Here is an 18,098-nt window from a genome sequence, read left to right as displayed (position 1 = left end):
CCCGAAGGCTTCAAAAAGCTTCCCGCGCTCGACTTGCATGTATTAGGCACGCCGCCAGCGTTCGTCCTGAGCCAGGATCAAACTCTCCGATAAAAGTTTGAAACCTAACTTACTGATTCTTAAAGGATGAAATGGGATCCGAAGATCGCCATTTCGAATTGACGAGTTTCCTCGTCACGCTTGGCTTTTTGTTCAGTTTTCAAGGAACAACTTCGAAACTCGAATCCGCGGTCATTTTCCGACAGCGACTTTATTAAGATAACACGCCCGTCATTTGAAGTCAAGGACTTTTTTATAACGTGGACATGTGAATGGTGGGCCTGAGTGGACTCGAACCACCGACCTCACGCTTATCAGGCGTGCGCTCTTACCAACTGAGCTACAGGCCCACAACAGGAATCGTTCGCTCAGTGATTCCGTTATGGAAAATGGAGCGGGTGATGGGAATCGAACCCACGACCAGAGCTTGGAAGGCTCTTGTTTTACCACTAAACTACACCCGCGCAAAAAACCATACTATTGAAATAGATGGTCGGGAAGACAGGATTTGAACCTGCGACCTCTACGTCCCGAACGTAGCGCTCTGCCAAGCTGAGCTACTTCCCGTTCTAGAGGTTAGCGGTTGGAAGTTAGATTTTACAGTACATGTTTCTAAGCTTTTGCCTACAATCCAACCTCTAATTTCTCACTTCCAACTTCTAAGATGAGCGCGCCCTGGAGGAGTCGAACCCCCAACCTTCTGATCCGTAGTCAGACGCTCTATCCAGTTGAGCTAAGGGCGCATAAGCATACCTGGACGCATGACGTCGGCACTTTTTAATTCTAAAGTGCAACATCCGCCAAAGGCATAAAAAAACGAAAATGCGGTCGAGAGGACTCGAACCTCCACGGGGTCTCCCCCACTAGCCCCTCAAGCTAGCGCGTCTGCCATTCCGCCACGACCGCGTGATATAAAAGTGGTTTGGTTGAATGCGGGTGAAGGGACTCGAACCCCCATGTCCGCAAGGACACTAGACCCTGAACCTAGCGCGTCTGCCAATTCCGCCACACCCGCGAAACCAGATGTTGGAGATGAGACGTTAGAAGTTAGATGAAAGAACTACATCAGCAATCCTTTCCTTCTAACCTCCAACTCCCCATATTCTGATGAGCCATGGAGGATTCGAACCTCCGACCCTCTGATTAAAAGTCAGATGCTCTACCAACTGAGCTAATGGCTCAAAAAGAAAGGCTGGGCCAGCAGGATTCGAACCTGCGCATCACGGGACCAAAACCCGTTGCCTTACCGCTTGGCTATGGCCCAATGCCATAAAAAAATGCCCGTTAATGTTCTGGGGTTTGTTATAATCTAAAAAAATGGCAATGACCCCTACGGGATTCGAACCCGTGTTACCGCCGTGAAAGGGCGGTGTCTTAACCACTTGACCAAGGGGCCGCATGAAAAATACCAAATGGCGGAGAAGGAGGGATTCGAACCCTCGCGCGGGTAACCCCGCCTACTCCCTTAGCAGGGGAGCCCCTTCAGCCAACTTGGGTACTTCTCCGTATTGGCTCCACAGGCAGGGTTCGAACCTGCGACCCATCGGTTAACAGCCGATTGCTCTACCGCTGAGCTACTGTGGAACGAATAAAAAGCTTACGCTAATTTTATCACTTACCTATCTCAGCACGTCTATGCCTCTTCCTCTAAAGCTGATCATGATGTTTGTGCGTCGAGGCAACTCGATGCCTTTCGGATGAAGCGAACGCTCGTCGCTGAGCTACTGTGGAACGAATAAAAAGCTTACGCTAATTTTATCACTTACCTATCTCAGCACGTCTATGCCTCTTCCTCTAAAGCTGATCATGATGTTTGTGCGTCGAGGCAACTCGAAGCCTTTCGGATGAAGCGAACGCTCGTCGCTGAGCTACTGTGGAACGAATAAAAAGCTTACGCTAATTTTATCACTTACTTATCTCAGCACGTCTATCACTCGCGCTCATTCCTGAATCGTACCGGGGTACGAGCGCAGTACGAAATCGCTCCGCGATCCGCAGATCGCTTTTTGAGCGACATTATATATAATACTACATCAATCGCGTTATGTCAATAAAAACTTCTCATTTTCATACCATTCACCGCAACGGCGACTTTATTAATTTAACACATAGAGTGTTGTGGCGTCAATACATGTTTCAGGCAAAATTGAAAAAAGATCATCGGCCCCGGTTTTCCCCGATTAATTGCAGCCGCCCCCGGCATTTTCCGCAAGCATAGCGGCTAACATCCACTTTCCTATGCCTCTCGTACACCGCTCCACATTGCTCACAACAGTAACGGAGATGCTTTCTCTTCCGATTGCGCGTTCCAGGCACAAGCCCGCAATGTCTTGATCCTCCGACACGTTGCAGCCATTCTTTGAAGTCGCGGTCCCCGTGCCGGTAACCTTTCTTTTGTCTATGCAAGTGGTAATGACACAGTTCATGTTTGATGATGCCCACAAACGCATCGTATCCAAAATGCTCGAGTTGTTTCGGGTTGAACTCAAGATCGTGTGATTTGAGCAGATAACGCCCTCCCGTCGTTCGAAGACGCGAATTAAAACGCGCCTCATGAACGAACGGAAGCCCGAACCATTTCAACGATACTGACTCCACCGTCTTTTGCAACTCATCCTGACGCATGATCCATACCTTCCCCGATTCGAAAAAGAATGAAACGTTAACAAGCCGTTGCACATACGATGATAACAATAAGCCGCCGGTACTTCCGCATCTCGCGGTGACGAGGAGGAAAGCAACATGCCTTACTGGTTTAAAAAGCAATTGCGCAAAGCTTATTTCCGTAAAGACCGCTATCAAATCCGCATGTTAAACCAATGCTGGTTTTTTTATACGGAAAGGCAGCAGCATTAAATCGATTGCATCTGAGGCTCTAACATGGTAAGCGCAACGCGCCCTTTCTCTACGTTTACGTCTTCGACCCAAACCTTCACGACTTCACCGACGTGCACGACGTCAAGCGGGTGCTTGACATATCGATTGGAGAGTTTGGAAATGTGAACAAGACCGTCTTGTTTGACGCCGATGTCAATGAAAGCACCAAAGTCAACGACATTGCGGACGGTCCCTTCCATTTCCATCCCTTTTTTCAAATCTTCCAGTTTCAGCACATCTTTCTTCAATAACGGCTTCGTCATTTCCTCCCTCGGATCACGTCCCGGATGGGAAAGACCATCAACGATGTCCCGCAAGGTTGGCAGGCCGAGCTGCAAACGTTGTGCTGTTTCCTCCATCGATAAACTTGCCAATTTGTCCCGCAACGGATTCGTTCCAATATCCGCTGTCGAACAACCAATTTCCTCCAACAACTTTATAGTCTCCGGGTATCTCTCGGGATGGATGCCTGTCCGGTCAAGCGGTTGGCGGCCGTCGACAATCCGCAAAAAGCCGATGCACTGTTCAAACGTCTTCGCCCCTAGCCGCGGCACCGATTTCATTTGCGAACGCTCCTGGAACTTCCCGATTTCTTCTCTTTTTTTCACAATGTTTTTCGCTGTCGCTTTTGATAAACCGGCAACATATTGTAAAAGTGACACGGATGCTGTATTCACGTTGACACCCACCCGGTTTACGGCAGTTTCGACGACGAAGGAAAGCGACTCATTCAGCCGTTTCTGCGAAACGTCATGCTGATATTGGCCGACCCCAACCGATTTTGGATCAATTTTGACAAGTTCGGAAAGCGGATCCTGCAATCGGCGGCCGATCGATATCGCGCTGCGCTCTTCCACTTGAAGTTTCGGAAACTCTTCCCTCGCCAGCTCAGATGCCGAATATACGCTGGCACCGGCTTCATTTACGATCAAATAATAAACGTCGCGGTCCGCTTCTTTCAAGACGTCGGCAATGAATTGCTCCGTTTCCCGCGAAGCGGTGCCGTTGCCGATCGCGATCATTTCGACCTTATAGTTCCCGATCCAAGTCAAAACTTTCGCTTTCGCTTCCTCCACCTTATTATAAGGCGGGGTCGGATAAATAACACCAACATCCAACACTTTCCCCGTCTCGTCGATGACCGCCAGTTTACACCCCGTTCGATAAGCGGGGTCGACGCCAAGAACGACTTTGCCCTTCAACGGCGGCTGCAAAAGCAGGTGCTTTAAGTTTTCTGAAAAAATATGGATCGCCTGTTCTTCCGCCCGCTCCGTCAAAGTCTTTCGAATTTCCCGCTCGATGGACGGCTGAATCAGCCGCTTATACGCATCCGCAACGGCTTCCTGAACATGAGGCGCCGCAGGCGACGCAGCCTTCTTCGACCACTTGCCGGTCAGCTTGTCGATGATTTCATCGTGCGGCGCTGCAATCTCCACACGCAATACGCCTTCTTTTTCACCGCGGTTGCACGCCAACACCCGGTGCGGCACGATGCCGCGAATCGGTTCCTCATACGCATAATACATTTCGTATACGCCTTTTTCATCTTTCTCTTTTTCTTTCACGCTTGCCCGAAATACGCCTTTCCGCTCCGTCAACGACCGGATCCACTTGCGCGCCTCCGGTTGATCGGACACCTGCTCCGCGATCACATCACGCGCCCCTTGCAGCGCATCCTCCACCGCCGGCACTTCGTTCTCTTCAGATACGTACTTTTCCGCCTCCGCCTCCGGATCGCCTTCGTTGTGTTCCAGCAGCCATTCGGCAAGCGGTTCCAATCCTCGCTCTTTCGCGACCGCCGCCCTCGTACGCCGCTTCTGTTTGTACGGCCGATATAAATCCTCGACCTCCTGCAATTTCGCGGCTTTCTCGATTTTTTCTTTCAACGCACCGTTCAGTTTTCCTTGCTCTTCGATGAGCCGAAGCACTTCCTGCTTGCGCTCGGTTAAATTCACCTCGTAGCGCCAGCTTTCTTCGATTCCGCGAATCTCGACTTCGTCGAGCCCGCCGGTCATCTCTTTACGATACCTGGCGATGAAAGGAATCGTGTTTTGCCCTTCCAACAATTGAATGACGGCGGAAACTTGTTTCGCCGTCAACGATCTTTCGTTTGCAATTTTTGCAGCTATCGCGGCTTGAACCACACCAACACCTCATTCTGAAACATTTTTCCCAACGATAAACGTAACATCGTCCGACGATCGAGCATCGTCCATGACATAAGCAGCCACACATTCCGATATGCGCTCGACGTCCGTCACATTCATGCAAGAGGACGGATATTTGGCACCCACCGACCCGAGTCCGTCTGAATAAATGACGAAAGACGAGTGTTTCGGGAATGAAAACGTCTGTACGCGAGCTGAAAACCGCTTGCCCGACAAAAATCCGATTTTCGGAATCGGGTAAACCGCTTTCTCGTTCGGCGGATAAAAAACAAACCGGATGTTGCCGACACCGGAAAATTCCAACAGCCCTTTATGGAAATCGATTTTAAAAACGGACAGTACCGCTCCTCGTTCATTGCGCAATCCGCAGTTGCATTTCTCGACCAACGTTTCCACGTCGTCATCCGGGTTTTCTCTTACAATCGATACCGCCTTTTGCGATGCTTTCTTCGCATCCGGGCCGCTTCCCAAACCGTCGGCGAGCATGCAAAGAAAGTAATCGTTCGTTTCCATCATATAATAGCTGTCCCCGCACTGCGTCTCGCCCTGTTTTGCGAGTTGAAACGCCGACACGCGCATTTTGTCAAACCGATAATTTTCGATCATTGCAATGCCTCTGACGGTTCGATTCTTATCGCTTCGCGCAGCTTTTGCAAAGCACGACGCTGCAATCGCGACACATGCATTTGCGAGATATTCAAACGCTCGCCGGTTTCTTTCTGGCTCAAATTCTCGAAATAAGTGCATCGCAAGATTTCGCGTTCCCGTTCCGACAAGACTTGAAATGCTTTCTCGAGCAGCAGGCGGCGATCCATTTGTTCAAAGCCGTCTTCCTCGTCGGCGACGAGATCAAGCAGCGTCACCGTGCTTCCTTCTTGATCCGCTTCAATCGAGCTGTCGACGGAAAGCGCTTGGTAACTTTTGCCCATCTCCATCGTTTCCAACACTTCTTCCTCCGATGCGTCCAGATAAGAAGCAATTTCTTCGACCTTCGGGGAACGATGAAGTTCGTTTGTCAGTTCATCGACCGCCTTTTTGATGCGCGGCCCTAATTCTTTAATCCGGCGAGGGACGTGTACGCTCCATGTTTTATCGCGGATGAAGCGCTTAATTTCCCCGATGATCGTCGGGACAGCAAACGATTCGAAACTTCGTTCGAATGACGGATCGAAACGTCTCAGCGCGGCCAACAAACCAATCATGCCGACTTGTACAAGATCGTCGTGGATGTTTCTTCCTTTGGAAAACTTGCGCGCAAGGGAATCAACGAGATCTTCGTATTCTCTAACGAGGCGCAGCTGGATTTCTTCGTTGTCCGGCTGTTCCTGATAGCGGCGAATCCATTCCTGGATCGAATCGCCGTTATCGGCTTTCGAATGCTGAGATTTTGTCGGCACCGGGTTCCACCTCGTCTTTCCGAATGTACTTCGTCATCAAAACGATCACACCGGACTCGCCGCTGATTTCCACTTTATCCATCAAAGTCTCAATTAGAAATAACCCAAGCCCTCCTTCGCTCATTTTTTCCACCGACAAATCGCCGTTGAACGGTCCGACTTTTTTGCGAATGTCCGCGAAATCAAAGCTCTTGCCGCGATCGACGACCATGATTTCCAAACGGTCTTCGTAAATGCCGTATCCGACGGTGATTTTTCCGTTTTCTTCCTTATTGTAAGCATGGTTCACGGCATTCGTGCAGGCTTCGGAAACCGCCACTTTGATGTCTTCAATTTCATCGTAGGAAAAACCGATGCGATTGGCTACGCCCGAAGAAGTGAGCCGGACGACGCCGACATATTCAGCTTGGGCAGGTATTACCATTTCAATGAAATCGGAAGCGTCTTTCATGATGTTCCCCCCTTCACTTCATGGTCAATTTGAAACACATCGGCTAAACCGGTGATGTCAAAAAGCCTTTGCACACGGGATGTCATACCGCTGATTTCGATTAGTCCGTCGTTTTGTTTGGCCGATTTAAAGCCAGCGACAAAAATACCTAAACCGGTGCTGTCCAAATATTGAACGCCGGACAGGTCGACTTTGATCTTCGCACCGGGAATTTCCGTTAATGGAAGCAATTGCTCTCTAAACTGGGGCGCTGTGTAAGCATCTATTTCTCCGCTGACTTGAAGCAAATGAATCCCGTTCGATTCAGTATGGGTAATTTCTAAATTCATGCTTGCATCCTCCCTGTAAAGCATTCATGCCTTTCCATTTCCCGATATGCCCGAACATTAAACGTTTCTTCGTAAGATGATCAACGTGAAATCGTCCCGCAATTCGAAATCTTGAAGTCGTTCCAGTTCCTCGTACACCCGGTCAACAATTTCCTGTGCAGGTAAGTGTATATGTTTTCGGATCATTTCGGTCACTTCGTCCCGTTCAATAAATCCTTTCTCCGTACGGCATTCGGTGACGCCGTCCGATAAAAGGATGATCATGTCGCCGACCTGGACTTCAATTTCGAATTCGCGGTATTTCGTGTTTTCGGATACACCAAGCACGAGCCCTTTCGCGCTCAGTTCGCGAAATTCGTCTTTGGCGGCAGAGTACAGAAAACCCGGTTCGTGACCGGCACCGGAATAATAGAAACGATGAACACGGGGGTCATAGACGCCGTACATCATCGTAATGAACATCCCGGAACCAACGTTTTGTTCGACAACGCGGTTCAAATTTTCCAAAATAGCCCCTGGTTGCATCCGTTGTTCCGTCACACTGTCCATCGCATACTTGATCATCGACATCGAAAGGGCAGCCGGGATGCCTTTCCCGATGACGTCGGCGATCGCGATGCTCACGCAATCGTTCTGGTCTTGAACGAAGTGAAAATAATCTCCACTCATTTTGCGGGCGGGGCGGCTCAACGCGCCGATGTCGAGTTTGTCGGTTTTCGGCACCTCCCCGCGCAAAAACGTTTCCTGCATTTTCGAAGCCACTTCAATATCGTTTTCCAACTGTTGCTGCCGGCTTCGCAAACTTTGATGTTCTCTATAGGCAAGTCCATATCCAACCATGACTTCCAGCAAAAATCGGAAAGTGTCGTCCATTTCCTTCGGGATTGCACGAAAGATGTCGTGCAGAGCCTGCACATGCATGCTGAGCACTTCTTCGGGTGAAATTTGCTTTTCAAGCATGGAACGGCTGAATTGCTGTGCTTTATATAAAGTTTGCTCATCCTTATGATTCAAATAGTCGCGTAGATAATTCGTATACAGTTGAGACGTTTCTTCATTATCTTGCACAGCCTCTCCCTCTTTTCATTCTGGATGATGTAAAGCTTAGAGCGGGACGACTTTTCCTGCGGACCTAAGCCATTTGATCGCGACGATTTCCGTGCCTTGTTTCTCGACGGAATGAATCGTAAACTCATCCATTAACCGTTTCACGCCCGGAAGACCGGCACCGAGACCGCCTGATGTCGTAAAACCATCTTCCATCGCTTTGCGGATGTCGGGGATCCCCGGACCGTTGTCGGTTGCAGTTACTTTCAGCCCGATCTTACCTTTATCACTGACTTGTTCGACGCAAACTTTTCCACTCGGAGCATATAAATAGATGTTTCTCGACAATTCCGAGATCGCGGTCGTGATTCTCGCTTGATCAACATTGCCAAACCCTAATTGTTTCGCAACCGTTCTTCCTAACTGACGGGCATCGACGATGTCCCATTCTGTACGGACTTCCACACAAGACCGGGTTTCAGACATGATCAGTCCTCCAGTTCCCGCCGTAATTTCTCCATTCCTTGTTCCAAATCCAATGCGGTCGTGACATTCTTCATCGTAATGCCAAGATCGATCAACGTTATCGCGACGGCAGGCCTTATTCCGGTCAATACAACTTTCGCGCCCATCAAGGTAGACATGTCGACGACGTCGCCCAAAATCTTCGCAATGAACGAGTCAACAATCGAGACGGCCGTGAGGTCAATGACAACCCCCTTTGAGTTGTTCTCATGAATCTTATTCAATAAATCCTCTTGAAATTCAAGAACCGTTTGGTCGTCCAAGTCCACCTGAATCGTAACCAAAAGATAGTCATATAATTTCAAAATGGGGATCTTCACGCGGATCCCTCCTGCGACGCATCCGTGATTTCGCGTCCCAAAAGTTTCAATGCGGCTTGAATGCCCTTCCTTAAATTACTGTCCGTTGGAAATCCGCTCAAATCGATGCCGAGGTTGACGATCGTTTGCGCGATTTCCGGGCGAATGCCGACAAGAATGCACTCCGCCCCAACGAGACGTACCGCTTCTGCCGCTTGAATGATATGATGGGCAACCATCGTATCGACAACCGGAACGCCTGTAATGTCGATCAAGACAACCTCGGAACGGTGTTCGATAACACCCTGCAACAAGTTTTCCATAATTTGCTTCGCCCGATCCGTATCGATCGTTCCGATCAAAGGCATGACGCTGATATCTTCAAAAATAGGAATCAATGGCGCAGACAATTCCCTTAAAGCGCTGCGTTGGGAACTGACCGTATGTTCCCACGATTCGACCGCTCCCGAGACGAGTTTGCTAATGATCGGATCATACCAGCTGTCCACTTTCGTATAAAAAGCATGTACTTTATCCGAATGTTCGAGATGCTTGAAAGAGGTCTCCAGCATCAACCTTCTGAACGTTTGCAATCCCTTCGTCAAATAACTGAGCGGCAAACCCATTTCAAGCAGCCCGTCGATAAAAGTCTTGAACGATTCCATATTCTTATCGGCAATTTCCAGGTTTTGATAAATTAAAGAAATGAACTTTCGGTTCGTTTTCTCAAAGACTTCGTTGTTTATATGTTGCAGGCGGTACTCGTTTCTTGACCGATTCATTTCGTCAAGCCATTTTTCAGTGATTTCGTCTCGTTCTTTCTGAATCATCCGCAGTACGATGTCTTCCATCACGATTTCCCCCAAACGATAGTAGTTTGAACCTCGCATGATCGAACAAAAATAAAAAAGCTGCCCAGATGCGAGGCAACTTTTTGCTCGGCCGGATACAATTCGTCAAAAGTCGATCATTCCCAGACTGATTTGCAGGGCCTCTTCCACACGCTTCATCATCTCATCATCCAGATGTGTAATTTTATCAGTCAGCCTTTGTTTGTCAATGGTTCGAATTTGTTCAAGCAATATGACCGAGTCCCTGTCAAATCCGTAGCGTTTAGAATCAATTTCGACGTGAGTAGGCAACTTTGCCTTTTGGATTTGCGCGGTGATCGCCGCAACAATAACCGTAGGGCTGAATCGATTCCCGATATCGTTTTGAATGATGAGCACGGGTCGAACGCCGCCTTGCTCAGAGCCGACAACAGGGGAGAGGTCGGCAAAATACACGTCGCCTCTTTTGACTATCAAACCTTACACCCCGCTGACTAAGCGGTCCAAGGTGTTTTCAGCCTCCTCCTCGGCAAGAAAGGCTTCCGACGCGATATTCAAGTTGATTTTCGCCATTTCCATGTAGCCCTGACGCATGGACTCACGGATGTAGCGTCTCTTCCGCTCGCGAACATATTGCTTGGTGGCTTGTTGAATCAATTCATCGCGATTGACATTGTCCTGCCGCATGATGCCGTCAACCTCATTTAAGATGTGCTGCGGCAATGAAACCACGATTTTCTTTAAATTTGAATCGGACAAAAGCAGACACCTCCAACTGTACATCTGAACTTTCCCAAACCCATTTTACCATTGGCAAAACTTGATTGCAAAGCCGCATCTCCACGTTCTTTAATTCGGTAAAATTCCGCAAATTCCTGCTGCCAATTCAATTTTTTTTAAAAAAACGCGGAACCCGTTCGCTAATCATGCAAGGAATCTCATAAGTAATCGTGTCTAGCTGGCGTGCGAGGTCGGCGACAGTGATCGCTTTTTCCCCTTGTTTTCCGATCAAAACGACCTCGGTTCCGATCGGCATTTTCTTCGGAAGACGCACCATGAAAGCATCCATGCAAATGCGCCCGACGATCGGCGCTCGTATGCCTTCGACGAGCACAAAACCACCATTGGAAATTTTTCTTAACCATCCATCAGCATAACCGATCGGAACGGTTCCTATCCACTGCGGCTCATCCGCGACATACGTCGCTCCGTAACTAACGGCTTCGCCCGCTTCCAAAGACTTGACGTGCACAAGCTCGCTTTTCAAGGCAAAGGCTTCTTGCAGCGGAAACGGAAGCACAGGGGCCAATTGTTCGGACGGTACGAGTCCGTACATGGAAATGCCGAGTCTGACAAGATTAAAGGCTTTATCGGGGTATTGCAGCGCAGCCGCGCTGTTGCCGCAATGAATGACGTCCGGTTTCGCGCCGCGTGCGGCAAGCACGTCCAACATGGACAAGAAACACCGGTACTGCTTGTCAAAATAAGCGGAGTCCAGCTCGTCCGCCGTCGCAAAGTGGGTGTAAACGCCTTGTAAATGCATCAAAGGTTCCGACTCGATCTCGTTGCACAGACGAGTCAGTTCTTGTTCGCCTTTGGCTCCGTAACGGCCCATTCCCGTATCCAGCTTCAGATGAATGGTCAACGACCGCTCGGTTTTTTGTAAAATTTTCGCTGCATCACGGACCCAGCCCTCCTGAAAAACCGTGACGGCAATGTCGTTTTCGGCTGCTCGCCGAACATCGTGCGGATGCGTCCAGCCAAACACGAGAATCGGCGCATCGATGCCGGCGCGGCGAAGTTCAAGCGCCTCATCGAGCAAAGCCACCCCGATCCAGGCGGCTCCTTCTTCAAGCGCCGTGCGGGCCACTTGTATCGCTCCGTGCCCGTAGCCGTCAGCTTTTACAACTGCCATGATTTCGGTTTCCGCGCCGAGATGCCGCTGGAAATTTTTCAAATTGGCCGCGATAGCATCAAGATCAATGACTGCCCGCGTGCCGCGGGAATGCCCTATCGCTTTCAAAGTTGTCCCTCCATCCGGTCTCATTGCTTTCATTATTGGCGTTTGGCATTCCCGATGTCAATGATAAAAAAAAGCCCAGGTTCGGGAGTCCGTTCCTGAGCAGGTGCGTCATTTTGCTTGTCTGGCCATGACCGAACGGGCGAGATCGATCATTTGCCTCTTGCTCAACTCTTTCGAAGCCAGGAAGAAGTCCGTACCGTCATACGTCCATTCAATGGAATGATCCGTCATGTGTCCAATCGCAAACCCAAGGTTGACCGGGGTTCCTTGAGCCGTTGCCGGTTCAACGGCTTCCGTCCATGCCTGGCTCGGCTCTTCAATTAATGTGAACGGATGATCGCCCGAATACTCGAACACATACTTCTTGCCGTCGTCCGTATTGACCCGCGTTGCCGAAAGTTTCGTTTTATCAGGCAAATTTTCCGGATAATACACGGTCATCGCTGTTTCCTTCTTCTGTTCGCCCGCCATGGCCGGCACCTCGAGCTTTGCGCTCGTCATGTTCCTTTTTAAATCAAACGCGCCGTCGTCAAATTCGGTATTAAATTTTACATTGTTGAATTTCATATCAACGACGACTTTTTCGTTCGGGTCCATGATTTTCACGCGCACCGGCTTTAAATCCTTTTGCGTCAAGGAGATTTTTTGTTTCTGCAAATCGCTGTGTTTGTAGTTTGTTTTCGTTGTGAATACGTAAGTTCCGTCGGCGCGTTCAAAAGACGGCTCGGGATCGTTCAAGATATCCCTGACGAGCGATTCATACAAGTACCATTGGCTGCCGTTCTCCGGCCATTCGCTCTGAAATCGGTAGCTTTTGTTCAGCTGCGGAGTGAGCACGAATACGCCTTCGTCGTTTTTCAAAATCATTTGACTCAAATGCTGTTTTTTGTTTTTCAAGTAAATGCGGTAGTGATCCGGCTTTTCATACCAAATCTCGACATCGTACGTACTCGGTTTCTCACCGGCGTACAACTTCATGGTCGCCTCCGCTTTATAACTCTTTAAATGGTCAAGCTTCTTCCGCAAGGAATCGGTCACGTCCTCCTGGCTTTTCTGTCCGCAGGCAGCCAGCGCCATGATCAACAAAATCCCCGTCATCAGAAGCGAAAAGGTCTTCTTCATGTGTTCAGCTCCTTTGTCTCGAATCGTGACAAAGGAGGGCGTCTATTCTACGAAATCGTAACCGGATTTTATAAAATTTGTGCAGGTGTTGGCACGGGGGTTTCGTGCGCCAGCAAGCGGCCGAGTGACGCTCCAAACTGTTCGATCAAATCCGTAGCCAACACACTCGCCGGCGCCGTGCCGTTTGCCACAAGATCGTCTGCGGCTTGGCCGTGCAAGTAAACAGCGTTGCTTACGGCAGGTTGGATTTGTGGATGCTGCATAATAAAAGCGAAAATCAGTCCGGTCAACACGTCTCCCGTCCCCCCTTTGGCAAGAGCCGCGTTTCCCGTCGGGTTCACAAACTGCATTCCATCCGGAGCGGAAACAATCGTATACGGGCCTTTCAAAACAAGCCACACCCCGTACGTCCGCGCGAATTCACGCGCCGACTGGAATCGCGAGCTTTGCACAGCCTCTACCGAGGTCCCCGTAAGCCGCGCCATTTCTCCCGGATGCGGCGTCAACACCGTCGGCGCCGGCCGCGCCTTCAGCTCCGCCTTCAGCCGATCCAGCGGATACAGCGCATCCGCGTCAAGCACGAGCGGCGCTTCGCATTCGCGAAGCAGCGCCGCGACGAGCTTCGCGGCTCCGTCGCCGCGACCGATGCCCGGCCCAGCGGCGACCGCGTCATAGGCGGCTTCCAGCGGCCATTCGCCGCTGAAGGCGCCGTCGGCGGATGCGCACGGCCGGTAGGTCGCCTCCGGCAGGAGCGAAGCGACGGTCGGCTGAATGGCGGCGGGGACGGCGAGGGTGACGAGCCCGCCGCCGCCGCGCAGGGCGGCCGCGCCGGTCATGGCTGCGGCGCCAGGCATTTCCCGCGAGCCGGCGATGATGAGCCCCTTGCCGTGGCTGCCCTTGTGGGCATCGGCGGCGCGCTTCGGGAAATGCCGGCGGAAGGCGTCAGCCGACCACAGCTGCCGGGCGGGCGCAATGGCGCGGACGACTTTCTGCGGAATGCCGATGTTGAGCGTCTCGCATTCGCCGTAGTAAGAGGCATGCGGATAGACGAAAGCGCTCGTCTTCGGGCATTGGAGCGTGAGCGTCCAGTCGGCTTTCACCGCTTCACCCTCGATCCGCTCGCCGTCGGACGGCACACCGCTCGGAACGTCGACAGCAATCGTTAGAGCTCTCGCCTCATTCAGCCGCTGAATGATTTCTTTGTAAGGCGGGCGCACGCCCCCTTTGACCCCCGTGCCGAGCATGGCATCGACAACGACTGTACAACGTTCAAGGGACGCCGCCAGGCGCGCCTCATTTCCTTGGTACGTTTCAACATGAAACCCGGCTGCCTCGTAAATCGCCAAATGCTTACGGGCATCCCCCTTGATTTTTTTGCGCGGGGGAATGAGCCATACTTCCGCGTCATACCCGGCCTCAAGCAGCACCCTGCCGATAACAAACCCGTCCCCGCCGTTGTTTCCCGTTCCAGCCAACACGACGATTTTTTCTTTTTTGCCGATGCGCCCCATCAACTTGCCTGCAGCGGCCCGCCCGGCACTTTCCATCAACGTTTCTCCGGACAGTCCGATCTTTTGCACCGTTTCGCGGTCGATTCGATGCATTTCTTCACCGGTTACGACATGCACAATAGCTCCCTCCCTAACCGCACTAAATTTATATGAGACAAACCCGGGCAATATGCGGACTAACCTGACGAGCCTGACAAACTTTCGATGACAACTTGCGCCGCGGCATGTTGCTGAGAGTGGGTAATGGAAAGATGAATGAGGTTCGTTTGCCCTTTCACCGTCATGCAAGGCTTTCCGTTCGTATCCGGCACAATCTCGATGTCTTGAAAAGAGAGTTCCGCCCCAATGCCGCACCCAGCCGCTTTCGCGTACGCTTCCTTCGCAGCAAAACGCCCGGCGAGATATTCCAGCTTGCGCACCGGTTTTAAACCTTCATATGTATGTTTTTCCCGCTTCGTCAAAATCCGGTCCACAAAACGCTGCTGCCGTTCGGCTGCCGATTTTATCCGATCCAGCTCAACGAGATCCATGCCGATGCCAACGATCACCGTACTGCCTCCTCTCGTGTCTACAATCTCTCATTTAAGCATAGCATAGACTTGTACCCTTATCTTTCACAACATTTATGGTAAAATAAACGCAATTGTTGTGCCGCGAAGGAGGCGATCCGATGTTCATCCGCAACGAAGATTTCCGGTCATTTCTCCGCAATTACCCGATGGTTTCACTCATCGTCGCGATTAACCTGATCATTTTTCTGCTCGTTCATTTTCAAATGGCAGGCGGATCCGTGCTCTCATTTATGGTCGAAGCAAACGCAGGCATCGCCATGGGAGAATATTGGCGGCTCGTGACGCCAATCTTTCTTCATTATGCTTTCTTCCACGTGTTGTTTAATTGTTTTTCCATTATATTGTTCGCGCCTGCGCTTGAACGAATTCTCGGGAAATTTCTTTTCGTACTTGCCTTTCTGTTCTGCGGCGTCATCGGCAACCTCGCCACGTATTGGCTTGAACCGCTCACTTATCAATCGCTCGGCGCTTCCGGCGCGATTTTCGGCTTGTTCGGCATTTACGTGTACATGGTCTTGTTCCGCAAAGACCTCATTGATCGCATGAATTCGCAACTGATCATAACGATATTGATCTTCTCGCTCATCTCAACGTTCTTCACATCGAATGTGAACATTGTCGCTCACTTATTCGGATTCATCGGCGGGCTGTTGATTGCCCCGCCAGTATTGTCCCGTGTGCCGATTGGTTACTCCTGGTATCCCAATTCGCGTTCGCGCACGCGCGGTCATTATCAAGGCACGACGGTCACGTTCGACCCGGATCGCTGGAAAAAGCGGCTGAAAAGGCAGGCAACAGCGAAAAAAGTTGTGTGGGGATTGATCACGTTGTTTATTTTGTTCGGGTTGCTGTCATATTTGATTCGTTAGAAACGATGGACAGGATTTGAGCGCGCATCGCTCATGAGAAGCGTTATTTTCGTGAAAAGTCACGGATTCCGATGAAATCGTGCATGAGGAACCTTATTTCCCAAAATCACGTGAAAATCATGATCATTTTCACGGTTTTTAAGAAAATAGCGTTCTCAGTGATCGATTATATTTGTAGCTCGGCCATTTGATCCAAAATAGCGACTGTCATGATCGATTCGCAATAATACCAACAGCCGGGAGAGCTAGGCTCTCCCGGCTGTATCGCGTTTTAAACAAACGTTTAATTAACGTACCGTGCCTTCGGCCGAAAGATGCGATTGCAGCTCGCTTGCTCCAACACATGCCCCGTCCATCCCACCGTTCGCGCCGCCGAAAACGTCGGCGTGAACAACGCCTCCGGCAATGCTACCGCGCGCAACACCGCTGCCGCGTAAAACTCCACGTTCGCATACAACCGGCGTCCCGGTTTATACTCCTCCAGCAGCCGCGTCGCCTCCCGCTCCACGTCGATCGCCAGCGCAAACCACGGATCGTCTCCTGCGAGCCGTTCCGTCACTTCGCGCAGCGCCACCGCCCGTGGATCCCGCGTCTTATACACGCGGTGCCCGAAGCCCATCAGCCGCTCGCCGCGCTCCAGCGTCTCCCGCAGCCAACGCTCCGCGTTGGCCTGCGTCCCGATCGCGTCGAGCATTCGCACGACGCCGGTCGGCGCCCCGCCGTGCAACGGCCCCTTCATTGCGCCGACGGCACCGGTCACCGCCGAATACAGGTCCGACTGCGTCGACGTGATCACGCGCGCCGCGAACGTCGACGCATTCAGCCCATGCTCCATCGTCAGCACCATATACGCTTCCAACGCCTCGGCATGCGCCGGTTTTGGCCGCTCCCCGGTCAGCATGTACAAGTAGTTGGCGGCGTGGCCAAGTTCGCCGTCAGGCGAAACCGGCGCCAAGCCGTTCACGCGGCGCCAGCGGTAGGCGAGGATCGTCGGCACGACGGACGTGAGCGCGAGCGCCTCTTCCGGCGTCGGAGGCCAGCCTGCGCCGGACCCGAGGGCTGAAACCGCCGTCCGTAAAGACTCCATCATGCCCATGTCCACCGGGAGCCCATCCAGCAATTTTTTTAGAAAAGAAGGCAACTCGCGGTGTTTACAAAATGCTTCCCGCGCGTGCTCATCCGACACCCCGCTCCACAAAAAATGCGCAACCTCTTCAAATGAGCGTTTCCCGGCGAGCTCCCCGGCCGGCAAACCTCGATACAACAGCTTCCCCGCCTCGCCGTCGATCAAGCTCAAGGACGTTTCCGCAGCGATAACCCCTTCTAACCCCGGGCGAAAATCCATCGTCCCCACTCCTTTCTTGCTTTTATTGTAGCGCGGGACTATGATTAAGAAAATTAAAGATTTTGATGACTATTGATTAAGAATCATAATCAATTTCAGGGGGCCAACCGTGAAAAAGAAGATCGCCCGACGGCAACCGAAGCGCATCTTAACGCCCGCCACCGGCTACTTGGAAGGTTATTCTCATTCCTTGAACCCGTACATGGGCTGTGCCTACGGTTGTTCTTATTGTTACGTGCAGCAAATGCCGATCGCCTTGTTCCGCGAAGAAAGATGGGGAACGTGGATCGACGTGAAAACCGGAGCGGCTGCGTTGTTGAAAAAAGAATTACGGAAGGCGAAAAAGAAAGGGAAGGTGACGATTTTCATGTCTTCGAGCACCGACCCGTACCAGCCAATCGAACATAAAGAAAGCATCACCCGATCGTTGCTTGAGGTGATGGCAGAGGAAAAACCGGATTTCCTGTTCGTGCAAACGCGCGGACCGCTCGTAACGCGGGATATCGACTTGTTCGCGGAGTTGAAAGACCGGATCCGGATCAGCATGACAATCGAAACCGATTTGGAACAGATTCGTAAAAAATTCACGCCCGGGGCACCGCCGATTCCGGCACGACTGAAGGCGCTCGAAAAAATCACGTCCGCCGGACTGCCAGCTCAAGCAACGATCGCTCCGGTGTTGCCATTCAGCAAG

Annotated in this window: 20 protein-coding genes, 11 tRNA genes and 1 rRNA gene; 3 read left to right on the top strand and 29 right to left on the bottom strand. The window is 51.2% G+C overall.

Going from position 1 to position 18,098, the window contains the following annotated elements:
- The 13 genes from VFK44_00935 to VFK44_00875 all read right to left on the bottom strand — a co-directional run.
- Positions 1-93 (bottom strand): 16S ribosomal RNA (locus VFK44_00935); the annotation flags it as partial.
- Positions 94-312: 219 nt separating this feature from the next.
- Positions 313-389: transfer RNA gene (locus VFK44_00930), tRNA-Ile, on the bottom strand.
- Between the two features lie 40 nt (positions 390-429).
- A tRNA-Gly gene (locus VFK44_00925) sits at positions 430-503 on the bottom strand.
- A gap of 26 nt (positions 504-529) precedes the next feature.
- Positions 530-606: transfer RNA gene (locus tag VFK44_00920), tRNA-Pro, on the bottom strand.
- 102 nt (positions 607-708) lie between these two features.
- Positions 709-782: transfer RNA gene (locus tag VFK44_00915), tRNA-Arg, on the bottom strand.
- An 80-nt stretch (positions 783-862) separates the two neighbouring features.
- Positions 863-945: transfer RNA gene (locus tag VFK44_00910), tRNA-Leu, on the bottom strand.
- A 25-nt stretch (positions 946-970) separates the two neighbouring features.
- A tRNA-Leu gene (locus tag VFK44_00905) sits at positions 971-1,054 on the bottom strand.
- 93 nt (positions 1,055-1,147) lie between these two features.
- A tRNA-Lys gene (locus tag VFK44_00900) sits at positions 1,148-1,220 on the bottom strand.
- 11 nt (positions 1,221-1,231) lie between these two features.
- A tRNA-Gln gene (locus tag VFK44_00895) sits at positions 1,232-1,303 on the bottom strand.
- 60 nt (positions 1,304-1,363) lie between these two features.
- Positions 1,364-1,435, bottom strand: a tRNA-Glu gene (locus VFK44_00890).
- Between the two features lie 17 nt (positions 1,436-1,452).
- Positions 1,453-1,544: transfer RNA gene (locus VFK44_00885), tRNA-Ser, on the bottom strand.
- Positions 1,545-1,548: 4 nt separating this feature from the next.
- Positions 1,549-1,623: transfer RNA gene (locus VFK44_00880), tRNA-Asn, on the bottom strand.
- A gap of 573 nt (positions 1,624-2,196) precedes the next feature.
- Positions 2,197-2,664 (bottom strand): SprT family protein, encoded by a 468-nt coding sequence (locus VFK44_00875; GenBank protein HET7626926.1) that lies wholly within the window; start codon positions 2,662-2,664, stop codon positions 2,197-2,199.
- Positions 2,665-2,781: 117 nt separating this feature from the next.
- Between VFK44_00875 and cmpA the strand changes: the two genes are divergently transcribed.
- Positions 2,782-2,895 (top strand): cortex morphogenetic protein CmpA, encoded by a 114-nt coding sequence (gene cmpA, locus VFK44_00870; protein ID HET7626925.1) that lies wholly within the window; start codon positions 2,782-2,784, stop codon positions 2,893-2,895.
- Here cmpA and VFK44_00865 read toward each other — a convergent pair.
- From VFK44_00865 to acpS, 15 genes are all read right to left on the bottom strand, one after another.
- Positions 2,892-5,060 (bottom strand): Tex family protein, encoded by a 2,169-nt coding sequence (locus VFK44_00865; protein HET7626924.1) that lies wholly within the window; start codon positions 5,058-5,060, stop codon positions 2,892-2,894. The two genes, cmpA and VFK44_00865, sit on opposite strands and share 4 nt — an antisense overlap.
- A 9-nt stretch (positions 5,061-5,069) precedes the next feature.
- Positions 5,070-5,690: a SpoIIE family protein phosphatase gene (locus VFK44_00860; GenBank protein HET7626923.1), complete on the bottom strand. Its 621-nt coding sequence runs from the start codon at positions 5,688-5,690 to the stop codon at positions 5,070-5,072.
- Positions 5,687-6,481, bottom strand: coding sequence for an RNA polymerase sigma factor SigB (gene sigB, locus VFK44_00855; protein ID HET7626922.1), 795 nt, complete (start codon positions 6,479-6,481; stop codon positions 5,687-5,689). The genes VFK44_00860 and sigB overlap by 4 nt, the downstream gene beginning before the upstream one ends.
- Entirely contained in the window at positions 6,447-6,932 is a 486-nt protein-coding gene (gene rsbW / locus VFK44_00850) for an anti-sigma B factor RsbW (GenBank protein ID HET7626921.1), read from the bottom strand. The genes sigB and rsbW overlap by 35 nt, the downstream gene beginning before the upstream one ends.
- Positions 6,929-7,261, bottom strand: coding sequence for an STAS domain-containing protein (locus tag VFK44_00845; GenBank protein ID HET7626920.1), 333 nt, complete (start codon positions 7,259-7,261; stop codon positions 6,929-6,931). The genes rsbW and VFK44_00845 overlap by 4 nt, the downstream gene beginning before the upstream one ends.
- Before the next feature lie 57 nt (positions 7,262-7,318).
- Entirely contained in the window at positions 7,319-8,329 is a 1,011-nt protein-coding gene (locus VFK44_00840) for a PP2C family protein-serine/threonine phosphatase (protein HET7626919.1), read from the bottom strand.
- Positions 8,330-8,365: 36 nt separating this feature from the next.
- A complete protein-coding gene (locus VFK44_00835) occupies positions 8,366-8,794 on the bottom strand; it encodes an anti-sigma regulatory factor (protein HET7626918.1) in 429 nt (142 codons plus the stop codon).
- 2 nt (positions 8,795-8,796) lie between these two features.
- Positions 8,797-9,153: an STAS domain-containing protein gene (locus VFK44_00830; GenBank protein ID HET7626917.1), complete on the bottom strand. Its 357-nt coding sequence runs from the start codon at positions 9,151-9,153 to the stop codon at positions 8,797-8,799.
- Positions 9,150-9,983 (bottom strand): STAS domain-containing protein, encoded by an 834-nt coding sequence (locus VFK44_00825; GenBank protein ID HET7626916.1) that lies wholly within the window; start codon positions 9,981-9,983, stop codon positions 9,150-9,152. The genes VFK44_00830 and VFK44_00825 overlap by 4 nt, the downstream gene beginning before the upstream one ends.
- A 105-nt stretch (positions 9,984-10,088) precedes the next feature.
- Positions 10,089-10,439 carry a type II toxin-antitoxin system PemK/MazF family toxin gene (locus VFK44_00820; GenBank protein HET7626915.1) on the bottom strand — a complete coding sequence of 117 codons (351 nt, stop codon included), beginning with the start codon at positions 10,437-10,439 and terminating at the stop codon, positions 10,089-10,091.
- Between the two features lie 3 nt (positions 10,440-10,442).
- Positions 10,443-10,721, bottom strand: coding sequence for an antitoxin (locus VFK44_00815; GenBank protein HET7626914.1), 279 nt, complete (start codon positions 10,719-10,721; stop codon positions 10,443-10,445).
- 127 nt (positions 10,722-10,848) lie between these two features.
- Complete coding sequence (gene alr / locus VFK44_00810; protein ID HET7626913.1) at positions 10,849-11,976, bottom strand: alanine racemase; 1,128 nt, start codon at positions 11,974-11,976, stop codon at positions 10,849-10,851.
- Positions 11,977-12,093: 117 nt separating this feature from the next.
- Entirely contained in the window at positions 12,094-13,107 is a 1,014-nt protein-coding gene (locus VFK44_00805) for an outer membrane lipoprotein carrier protein LolA (GenBank protein HET7626912.1), read from the bottom strand.
- 68 nt (positions 13,108-13,175) lie between these two features.
- The gene (locus VFK44_00800; protein HET7626911.1) at positions 13,176-14,735 is read right to left on the bottom strand and encodes an NAD(P)H-hydrate dehydratase; all 1,560 of its coding nucleotides are present in this window, start codon (positions 14,733-14,735) and stop codon (positions 13,176-13,178) included.
- A gap of 59 nt (positions 14,736-14,794) precedes the next feature.
- Complete coding sequence (gene acpS / locus VFK44_00795; GenBank protein HET7626910.1) at positions 14,795-15,166, bottom strand: holo-ACP synthase; 372 nt, start codon at positions 15,164-15,166, stop codon at positions 14,795-14,797.
- A 122-nt stretch (positions 15,167-15,288) separates the two neighbouring features.
- Here acpS and VFK44_00790 point away from each other — a divergent pair, with 122 nt between their 5' ends.
- Entirely contained in the window at positions 15,289-16,059 is a 771-nt protein-coding gene (locus tag VFK44_00790) for a rhomboid family intramembrane serine protease (protein HET7626909.1), read from the top strand.
- A 283-nt stretch (positions 16,060-16,342) separates the two neighbouring features.
- On the opposite strand, the gene VFK44_00785 is transcribed toward VFK44_00790, so the two are convergent.
- Positions 16,343-17,404, bottom strand: coding sequence for a citrate synthase/methylcitrate synthase (locus VFK44_00785; GenBank protein HET7626908.1), 1,062 nt, complete (start codon positions 17,402-17,404; stop codon positions 16,343-16,345).
- A gap of 109 nt (positions 17,405-17,513) precedes the next feature.
- Here VFK44_00785 and VFK44_00780 point away from each other — a divergent pair.
- A partial coding sequence (locus tag VFK44_00780) for a radical SAM protein (GenBank protein HET7626907.1) occupies positions 17,514-18,098 on the top strand: 585 nt, incomplete at its 3' end.

The organism is Bacillales bacterium, assembly GCA_035700025.1.
Taxonomy (GTDB): domain Bacteria; phylum Bacillota; class Bacilli; order Bacillales; family DASSOY01; genus DASSOY01.
Note: the sequence above shows the minus strand (reverse complement) of the source record. Positions and strands in the feature narration are given on the sequence as shown.